This window comes from Micromonospora sp. M61, assembly GCF_018070245.1.
In the GTDB taxonomy this organism is placed as follows: Bacteria; Actinomycetota; Actinomycetes; order Mycobacteriales; family Micromonosporaceae; genus Micromonospora; species Micromonospora zamorensis.
This window is the reverse complement of the sequence record NZ_JAGPYA010000109.1, coordinates 1-9,422: the sequence shown is the minus strand read 5'-3', so window position 1 is coordinate 9,422 and position 9,422 is coordinate 1. Positions and strand designations below refer to the sequence as shown.

Here is a 9,422-nt window from a genome sequence, read left to right as displayed (position 1 = left end):
GGCCGCGGCTACAGCCGCGGCCCCCGTCTTCGTTGAGGTTTCTAGTGCTTGTTGTCCTGGTCCGGGTGCGCGAAGTTCAGGTGCTCCGGAGGCAGCGGGAAGGTCACGTCGTCACCGAACGGCGACGGCGCGGCAGCCCGGTCGAACGTGAGCTCGGTCAGCGGAAGCTTGCCCCGGTCGTCCACCGCCGGAGCGGTCGGGTGGGGCACCTCCCGGTGCCAGTTGACGCCGCTCTGCGCCTGCGCCTCAGCCTGCGAGTCGTGGGAGCCACCCGCATGCGAGTGCAGCCCACCACGGGCTGAGCCCGGCGTCGGCGAGCCCTGACGGGCGGTGGTCACGCTGGTCTGGGGCGTCTCGCCCCGACGGAAGATCTTGCTACCAAGCCACACAAGGGGATCGTACCTGCGGTCGACGACCCGTTCCTTCATGGGGATGATCCCGTTGTCAGTGATCTTGATGTGCTCGGGGCAGACCTCGGTGCAGCACTTGGTGATGTTGCAGAAACCGAGGCCCTGTTCGGCCTGCGCGTACTCCTTGCGGTCCGTCCGGGCGTCCAGCGGGTGCATGTCCAGCTCGGCGGCCCGGATGAAGTACCGCGGGCCGGAGAACGCCTGCTTGTTCTCCTCATGGTCGCGGATCACGTGGCAGACCGTCTGGCACAGGAAGCACTCGATGCACTTGCGGAACTCCTGCGAGCGCTCGACGTCGACCTGCTGCATCCGGTAGTCACCCGGGGCGAGGTCCGCCGGTGGCGCGAACGCGGGCGTCTCCCGTGCCTTCTCGTAGTTGAACGAGACGTCGGTGACCAGGTCCCGGATGACCGGGAAGGTACGCAGCGGGGTGACCGTGACCGTCTCCTCGTCGCCGAAGGTCGACATCCGGGTCATGCAGCCCAGCCGCGGTTTGCCGTTGATCTCCATGGAGCAGGAGCCGCACTTACCGGCCTTGCAGTTCCACCGGCAGGCCAGGTCGGGAGCGTCGGTGGCCTGCAAGCGGTGGATGACGTCGAGGACCACCTCGCCCTCGTTCACCTCCACCATGTAGTCCTGCAGGTCCCCGCCGGTCTCGTCGCCCCGCCAGATCCGGAACTGACGCTTCGCGCTCATCGGTTGTCCGCCTCTCCAGCGTCGGCGACGAGGGCGTCGAAGTCGGCCAGCTCCTCGTCGGTGAGGTACTTGGAAAGCTCCGCACGGTCGAAGAGGCCGATCAGCTCCGGCCGCATCTTCGGCAGCGGCTTACGCGTCAGCCGTACGCTGTCGCCGTCCAGCGAGCAGACCAGGTTGACCTGCCGCCACTTCGGCTCCATCGCCGGGTAGTCCTCCCGGGTGTGCCCGCCGCGCGACTCCTGCCGCTCCAGCGCCGCCTTCGCGGTGCACTCCGAAACCACCAGCATGTTGCGCAGGTCCAGGGCCAGGTGCCAGCCCGGGTTGTAGCGCCGGCCGCCGAACGCGCTCACCTTGGCGACCCGCTCGCGCAGCTCGGCCAGTCGCACCAGCGCGTCGGCCAGCTCGCCCTCGCGCCGGATGATTCCGACCCGGTCGCCCATGACCGCCTGGAGGTCCTGCTGAAGGGTGTACGGGTTCTCGCCGGTGTCGCGCTGGAGCGGGGCGAGTGCGGTCTCCACGGCGGCCTCGACAGCGTCCACGGCCACCTTCGGCCGAGCGGCGAGCCCGTCGGCGTAGCTGGCCGCGTGCCCGCCCGCCCGCTTGCCGAAGACCAGCAGGTCGGACAGGGAGTTGCCGCCCAGTCGGTTGGAGCCGTGCATGCCGCCGGAGACCTCACCGGCGGCGAACAGCCCGCGTACGTGGCCGAAGGCGGCACCCGAATCCGGGTCGACCTCGACGCCGCCCATCACGTAGTGGCAGGTCGGCCCGACCTCCATCGCCTCCGCGGTGATGTCGACGTCGGCCAGCTCCTTGAACTGGTGGTACATCGACGGCAGCCGGCGGCGGATCTCCTCGGCCGAACGCCGGCTCGCGATGTCCAGGAAGACGCCACCGGCGGGGGAGCCCCTACCGGCCTTGACCTCGCTGTTGATCGCGCGGGCCACCTCGTCACGGGGCAGCAGCTCCGGCGGACGCCGGTTGTTGTCCGGGTCGGTGTACCAGCGGTCCGCCTCCTCCTCGGTCTCCGCGTACTGCTTGCGGAAGACATCGGGGACGTAGTCGAACATGAACCGCTTGCCGTCGGAGTTCTTCAGGACGCCACCGTCACCACGCACCGACTCGGTGACCAGGATGCCCTTCACCGAGGGCGGCCAGACCATGCCGGTCGGGTGGAACTGGAGGAACTCCATGTTGATCAGCGTCGCCCCGGCGCGCAGGGCCAACGCGTGCCCGTCCCCGGTGTACTCCCAGGAGTTCGAGGTGACCTTGTAGGAGCGACCGACGCCGCCGGTGGCCAGCACGACGGCCGGCGCCTCGAAGAGGATGAACTCGCCCGACTCGCGGTAGTAGCCGAACGCGCCGGCCACCCGGTCACCGTCGAGCAGCAGCTCGGTGATGGTGGTCTCGGAGAACACCTTGATCCGGGCGTCGTACGAGCCGAACTCCCGTTGGTCCTCCTGCTGGAGCGACACGATCTTCTGCTGGAGGGTGCGGATCAGCTCCAGGCCGGTCCGGTCGCCCACGTGCGCCAGGCGCGGGTACTCGTGGCCACCGAAGTTGCGCTGCGAGATCTTGCCGTCCTTGGTGCGGTCGAAGAGCGCACCGTACGTCTCCAGCTCCCAGATCCGCTGCGGCGACTCCTTCGCGTGCAGCTCGGCCATCCGGAAGTTGTTCAGGAACTTGCCGCCGCGCATGGTGTCGCGGAAGTGCACCTGCCAGTTGTCCCGGCTGTTCACGTTGCCCATCGCGGCGGCCGCGCCGCCCTCGGCCATCACCGTGTGCGCCTTGCCGAAGAGCGACTTGGAGATGATCGCGGTCTTCTTGCCGGCCAGCCGGGCCTCGATCGCCGCGCGCAGACCGGCGCCGCCGGCCCCGATGACGACGACGTCGTAGTGGTGTCGTTCGATGCGAGTGGTTGTGGTCATGTCAGGGGCCCTTTAGTTGATGAACCGCAGGTCGGAGAACCAGCCGGCCGCGAGCGCCATGATGTAGAAGTCGGCCAGCGCCAGGGTGCCGAGGGTGATCCAGGCGAGCTGCATGTGGCGGACGTTCAGGGCCGAGACGAACGTCCAGGCCTTGTAGCGCACCGGGTGCTTGGAGAAGTGCTTGAGCCGGCCGCCGATGATGTGCCGGCAGGAGTGGCAGGAGATCGTGTACGCCCAGAGCATCACCACGTTCAGCAGCAGGATGATGTTGCCCAGCCCGAAGCCGAAGCCCTTGGGCGAGTGGAAGGCGAGGATCGCGTCCCAGGTGTTGATCAGCGAGATGATCGCGGCAGCGTAGAAGAAGTAGCGGTGCAGGTTCTGCCCGAGCAGCGGGAAGCGGGTCTCACCGCCGTACTCCTTGTGGCCGTCCGGGACGGCGCACGCCGGCGGTGACAGCCAGAACGACCGGTAGTAGGCCTTGCGGTAGTAGTAGCAGGTCAGCCGGAACAGCAGCAGGAACGGCAGGGTCAGCGCCGCGTCCGGAATGATCCACCAGCCGGGCAGGAACCGGCCGAAGTGCGAGGCGCCCTCGATGCACCGCTCGGTGACGCAGGGCGAGTAGAACGGGGTCAGGTAGTGGTAATCCGCGACCCAGTAGAAGTCGTGCATGAAGACCCGGACCGTCGCGTACGCGACCCAGGCGCTCAGCCCGATCACGGTGATCAGCGGGGCGAACCACCAGCGGTCGGTACGCAACGTCTTCGCCGCGATCGCGGCGCGCGCCCGCGCTCCCCGCGGCCTCGTTGCCGTTGAAGTCATTCGAGTCGTCTCCTCGACGGGCCCGTACGGGCGGGCGGATCTTTCTCCGGTCGGCACGCGGACCGGCGAACCCGCACCCGCTGCCACGTCATGCGCACACCAACGACCACGCCGGATCGACCGACGCAGCTAAGTGACACACGTTACGCCGATCTCTGCGAGCCGTCCGCGCAAGGGAGTGTCCCGAGTGTCTGGCCTGCGGAAATACCCCGACACGGCGGTCGGCGGCGGGTCGGCGCGCACATCGCCTCGTTCAGCCCGAGGCGCCCCCGGTGAAGTGCCAGGACGCCAGCCGCACCGAGGGCGCCGACCACCATGCACCGTCCACCCGATCCGGTTGGCGCACCGCCCGCGCTCCCAGGCCGAGCACGGCCCCGGGCCCCAGCGCCCGCGGGTACGACTCGGTGAACCGCAGGTCGCGGACCGCCCGCACCACAGTGCCGTCCTCGATGAGCCAGACACCGTTGCGGGTCAACCCGGTGACGACGAGGCTCTTCGGGTCCAGCACCCGGGTGTACCAGAGGTCGCTGACCAGCAGCCCACGGCGTACGCCGGCGACGAGCGCGGCGGTGTCCGCGTCGACGACCGCCCCGGCCGCCGCGCCGGTGGTGTTCCGACCGGTCGCGCTGGCGGGGCCGGCCGTCGCGCCGGACAGCCGCAGGTTGCGGGCCATCGGGCCCCAGGTGGCGCCACCCGCGACCGCGTGCCCGGTGGACTGCGCACCCGCCTCGGCCGCCGTCCGCCGATCGTGGGCGACCGCCCGGGTGGTGCCCGCCTCGACCAGGGTCAGCGCCCCTCGCGCGGTGCCCTCCGCGTCGAACGGCAGGCCGGACGCGCCCAGCGGGTCGTCCACCAGGGTCACCGCCCGGTCGAACTGGGCCGCCCCCGGCTCGGCGAAGGACTGCCGCTCGGCGTACCGCTTGCCGTTGAAGCCATACCAGGACAGGTTCTGCAACAGGTCCGCCACGGCGGCCGGCTCGAACACCACCTCGTAACGCCCCGGCGGCAGCTCCACCGGGTCGGCCGCCGCCTGCGCCTTCGCCGCGGCGTGCGCGCCCAGCTCGGCACCGTCGAGGTCGGAGAGCCGGTCGCTGGCGAACCGGGCCACCCCGTCCGCGCCGTCGCTGCGCGCGATGCCGTCCATCGCCGCCTCCGCCGATCGGCCGGACGCCGTGTGCCCGGCCGAGTTGGCGAACGCCGACGAGCGGTGCGCGGTGCGGCAGTAGCCGGCGGTGCTGAGGCCACCGGCGGCGGCCACGAACGCGCCAACCCGGTCGGCCCGCTGGTCCGGCTCGGCGTACGCGGTCGCCTCGTCGACGGGCGGCGCGGCCGGCACGGGCGTCGGTGCGACCAGCCCCGGCCAGCCCGGGTCCGGCGGGCAGAGGCGCGCCGCCGCCAGGGTGCGTTCCACGAGCGCGTGCAGCCCGTCGGCGGTGACCACGCTGCCGCTGCCGGCGGCGGTCCGACCGTCGATGTGCAGGCGCAGCCGGACCCCGACGGTCGACTCCGCGACGTTCTGGTGGATGGCCGAGTTGGCGAACCGGGTCAGCGCCAGGTCCGCCCGGGTCACCACCGCATCGGCCTGCGCGGCCGGACCGCCGAGACGCCGAACCAGCTCGACAACCTGCCCGGCCAGCTCCAACTCGCTCATGCTGAAACCCCCACCCGGACGTTGCGGAACCTGGCCGGCGCGGCCGGGTGACCGGTGTGGCCGATCTGGCCGGGCTGGCCCTTGCCGCAGTTGGGCGTGCCCCAGGAGACCGTCTCACTGGACAGCATGTCCATCGAGCGCCAGAAGAGCGGGCCGATCCCGGTGTACGTGGGATTGCGCAGCATCCGCCCCCGCCGCCCCTTCTTGATCTCCCAGCCGACCTCGCAACCGAACTGGAAGTTGAGCCGCTTGTCGTCGATCGACCAGGAGCGGTTGAGGTCCATCAGCACGCCGTCGTCGGTGGCCGCGATGATCTCCTCCAGGGTGTGCGGGCCCGGTTCCAGACCGACGTTGGTCATCCGCACCATCGGCAGTCGGGCCCACCCGTCGGCCCGTACGCTGCCGCCGTAGTCGAGGCTGGCCATGGCGGCTGAGTCCCGGCCGGCGAGCACCCCCACCCAGCGACCGTCGCGCACCGCGTCCCGCTTGACCGCCGGGGAACCCTCGTCGTCGAAGCCGAAGCTGCCCAGCGCGCCGGGGATCGTGGGATCGATGGTGATGTTCATCAGCTCGGAGCCGTAGCGCAGCGAGCCGAGCTGCGCCAGGTCCAGCCAGGACGTGCCGGCGAACGCCGCCTCCCAGCCGAGGATCCGGTCCAACTCGATGGCGTGCCCGACCGACTCGTGGATCTGGAGGGCCAACTGCTCACCGCCGAGGATCAGATCGGTCTCGCCCGCAGGGCAGAGCGGTGCGGTCAGCAGCGCCCGGGACTCCTCGGCGATCTGTGCGGCGTGCGCGGCCAGGTCGAGCGACTCGACCAGCTCCCATCCCGTGGTGCCGTACTGCCCCCGGTAGCTCGGCCAGGACCGGCGCTGCGTCTCGCCGTCACCGATGGAGGTGGCGGAGATGCCGCCGCCGCACTCGCGGATCCGCTGGTCGATCCGGTGGCCCTCACTGGAGACGAACCACTTCGCGGTGTCCCAGACCTGGTAGAGGCCCTCGGCCAGGTCGGCGCCGTGCTCGGCCATCGTGCGGGTCGCGTCGACCAGCAGGTCACCCTTGTCCGACAGGGGCACCCCGAGCGGGTCGATCTGGCAGCCGGAGGCCCAGCTCGCGGTGACCGCCTCCGCCGGAACCAGGTCGACAGGCGGGCCTGGCACCCGCGCGCTCGCCATGGCCGTCCGCGTCGCGCGCCGGCCTGCGTCGCGGGCGGCGGCGTCGGATAGATCGGGTACGGCGTAGAAGCCCCAACTCGCACCGACAAGTGCCCGGACACCGATGCCGATGCTCTCGTCCTGGGTCAGCTCCTCCACGTCGCCGTTGCGCGCGGTCATCGACTCGTAGCGGCGGTGCATCACCCGCGCGTCGGCGTACCGGGCGCCCGCGTCGAGGGCGGCCTGGACGGCGGCACTGGCCGCGTCGAATTCGGTCATGCGACCGACCCTAGGCCAGCCGACCGACACCCGTCAGGGGACGAGGTCCTCCGGCCGGATCGTGGCCTTCACCGGCTCGGTAAGCACCAGCAGATCGCCCGGTCTGGTTACGGACTGCTCGGTGTAGTGACCGCCCCGCCGCTGGTACAGATGCATGGTTCCACTGTCCTGCTCCACCAGGAGATACCACTCGATGCCGGCGGCCGCGTAGTAGTGCATCTTGAGGACTTTGTCGGTCGAGGCGTTGCTCGGCGAGATGATCTCGCAAACCAGCCGCACGTCACCCGCCTCGACGTTGAGTTCGTCGAAGTCGATCGGACCGGTGATAACAAGATCGGGGATCGGGATCCGGCCGGGCCTGAGGCGGACGTTCACCGCTTCCAAGACGTGCAGGCCGGCTTCGCGCACCGGGGCTCGTAGCACTGCGCGTAGTTCGCCGGAGATGTTCTGGTGTCGAGGGGTGGGGGCTGGGGTCACGTGGAGGCTCCCGTCGAAGAGTTCGACGCGTTGCTGCGTCTCGCCGAGGGCGAGGTACTCCTCTTCGGTCCACGGGCCTTCGTGGTTGAACACCGCCGCGGTCATCGTCACCTCCACCTCGTGCCGGCGGGAATCCTCCCGGTGCTGCCGACACCATGGTCGCACCCAAGGTGCGATCGCGGCATGAATGGGCGTGGATGGCGAGGTGAGGGGGGTGCGCGGCCGATGCCGACTCGTTACGCTCGGGCCCGCTGACACGTGCCGACTTTGTAGCTTATTTTCACCCTCGGGACTTTCATGTAAGTTCCCTTCGTCACTGAGGGAGGTGGGCCGTGGACAGCTCGGAACCGTTGCCGTCCGGCGATCCGGACGACCGTCCCGCCGTGCCGGCACAGCGCTCCGACGAGGATGCCTACCTGCGGGTGCGTGACCTGCGGGTCCGGTTCGACACCGAGGACGGCGTGGTGCGCGCGGTCGACGGCGTGTCGTTCGCCGTCGAGCGGGGCCGCACCCTCGGCATCGTGGGTGAGTCCGGTTCCGGCAAGAGCGTCACCTCGCTGGCCATCCTGGGCCTGCACGACCCCAAGCGGACCACCATCACCGGGGAGATCTCCGTCGGTGGCCGTCAGGTGGTCGGCCTCGGCGACGAGGAGGTACGCCGGCTGCGCGGCCGGGACATGGCGATGATCTTCCAGGATCCACTGTCGGCGCTGCACCCGTACTACACGGTGGGTCGGCAGATCGCCGAGGCGTACCGGGTGCACCACCCGAAGGCCAACCGGCGCGAGGCCCGCCAGCGGGCGGTCGACATGCTGGACCGGGTGGGCATCCCGCAGCCGGCGCGCCGCTTCGACCAGTACCCGCACGAGTTCTCCGGTGGCATGCGCCAGCGGGCGATGATCGCGATGTCCCTGGTCAACGACCCGGCGCTGCTGATCGCCGACGAGCCGACCACCGCACTGGACGTCACCGTGCAGGCGCAGATCCTGGACCTGCTCGCCGACCTCCAGGCCGAGTTCCACTCCGCGATCATCCTGATCACCCACGACCTTGGCGTGGTCGGCCAGGTCGCCGACGACGTGCTGGTCATGTACGGGGGGCGCGCCATCGAGCGGGGCACGGTCGAGCAGGTGCTCCGCTCGCCGCAGCACCCGTACACCTGGGGGTTGCTCTCCAGCGTGCCGTCGCTGCACGGCGACGCGGACGCGGACCTGGTGCCGATCCCCGGCAACCCGCCCAGCCTGATCAACCTGCCGTCCGGCTGCGCGTTCCACCCCCGCTGCCGGTACGCGGACCGCGCCGGCAGCCGCTCCCGCAGCGAAGTGCCCGAGCTGCGAGCGGCCGGGGCGGACGGCCACCTGGTCGCCTGCCACCTGAGCGCGGAGGAGCGGGCCGCGTTCTACGCCGAGGACGTCGCATCCGTGGGGGTGGCCCGATGACCGACGAACCACTGTTGCGGGTGCGCGGGCTGACCAAGCACTTCCCGGTACGCCAGGGGCTGCGCGCCACCGGCCTGGTGCGGGCGGTGGACGGCCTCGACTTCGATGTGCGACCCGGCGAGACGCTCGGGTTGGTGGGGGAGTCCGGCTGCGGCAAGACGACCACCGGTCGGATGCTGGTGCGGCTGCTGGAGCCGACGAGCGGCAGCATCGAATTCGACGGGCGGGACATCACGCACGCCGGCCGGCGGGAGCTGCGTCCGCTGCGTCAGGAACTCCAGATCATCTTCCAGGACCCGTACGCCTCGTTGAACCCGCGGCACACCGTGGGCCGGATCGTGGCGATGCCGTTGCAGGTCAACGGGATCAAGCCGCCGGGTGGCGTGAAGGCCCGGGTGCAGGAGTTGCTGGAGCTGGTCGGGTTGAACCCGGAGCACTACAACCGGTACCCGCACGAGTTCTCCGGCGGTCAACGTCAGCGCATCGGCATCGCCCGCGCGCTGGCCCTGCGGCCGAAGCTGATCGTCGCCGACGAGCCGGTCTCCGCGCTGGACGTCTCGATCCAGGCGCAG

Annotated in this window: 8 protein-coding genes; 2 read left to right on the top strand and 6 right to left on the bottom strand. The window is 70.4% G+C overall.

Annotation, left to right across the window (positions count from 1 at the left end):
* Positions 1-41: 41 nt before the first annotated feature.
* The 6 genes from KBX34_RS32230 to KBX34_RS32205 form a co-directional block, all read right to left on the bottom strand.
* Positions 42-1,106, bottom strand: a complete 1,065-nt coding sequence (locus KBX34_RS32230; RefSeq protein WP_210795694.1) for a succinate dehydrogenase/fumarate reductase iron-sulfur subunit — start codon at positions 1,104-1,106, stop codon at positions 42-44.
* Positions 1,103-3,031, bottom strand: coding sequence for a fumarate reductase/succinate dehydrogenase flavoprotein subunit (locus tag KBX34_RS32225; RefSeq protein WP_210928856.1), 1,929 nt, complete (start codon positions 3,029-3,031; stop codon positions 1,103-1,105). The genes KBX34_RS32230 and KBX34_RS32225 overlap by 4 nt, the downstream gene beginning before the upstream one ends.
* 12 nt (positions 3,032-3,043) lie before the next feature.
* Positions 3,044-3,850 carry a hypothetical protein gene (locus tag KBX34_RS32220; RefSeq protein ID WP_088950095.1) on the bottom strand — a complete coding sequence of 269 codons (807 nt, stop codon included), beginning with the start codon at positions 3,848-3,850 and terminating at the stop codon, positions 3,044-3,046.
* A 253-nt stretch (positions 3,851-4,103) separates the two neighbouring features.
* Positions 4,104-5,501, bottom strand: a complete 1,398-nt coding sequence (locus KBX34_RS32215; protein ID WP_210928855.1) for a TldD/PmbA family protein — start codon at positions 5,499-5,501, stop codon at positions 4,104-4,106.
* Positions 5,498-6,934, bottom strand: coding sequence for a TldD/PmbA family protein (locus tag KBX34_RS32210; RefSeq protein ID WP_210928850.1), 1,437 nt, complete (start codon positions 6,932-6,934; stop codon positions 5,498-5,500). The genes KBX34_RS32215 and KBX34_RS32210 overlap by 4 nt, the downstream gene beginning before the upstream one ends.
* A gap of 33 nt (positions 6,935-6,967) precedes the next feature.
* Positions 6,968-7,516: a Uma2 family endonuclease gene (locus KBX34_RS32205; RefSeq protein ID WP_099856703.1), complete on the bottom strand. Its 549-nt coding sequence runs from the start codon at positions 7,514-7,516 to the stop codon at positions 6,968-6,970.
* A 278-nt stretch (positions 7,517-7,794) separates the two neighbouring features.
* Between KBX34_RS32205 and KBX34_RS32200 the strand changes: the two genes are divergently transcribed.
* Both KBX34_RS32200 and KBX34_RS32195 read left to right on the top strand, forming a co-directional pair.
* On the top strand, positions 7,795-8,850 hold the full coding sequence (locus tag KBX34_RS32200) for an ABC transporter ATP-binding protein (RefSeq protein WP_210928862.1): 1,056 nt from the start codon (positions 7,795-7,797) through the stop codon (positions 8,848-8,850).
* A partial coding sequence (locus KBX34_RS32195) for an ATP-binding cassette domain-containing protein (RefSeq protein WP_210928847.1) occupies positions 8,847-9,422 on the top strand: 576 nt, incomplete at its 3' end. The genes KBX34_RS32200 and KBX34_RS32195, both read left to right, overlap by 4 nt.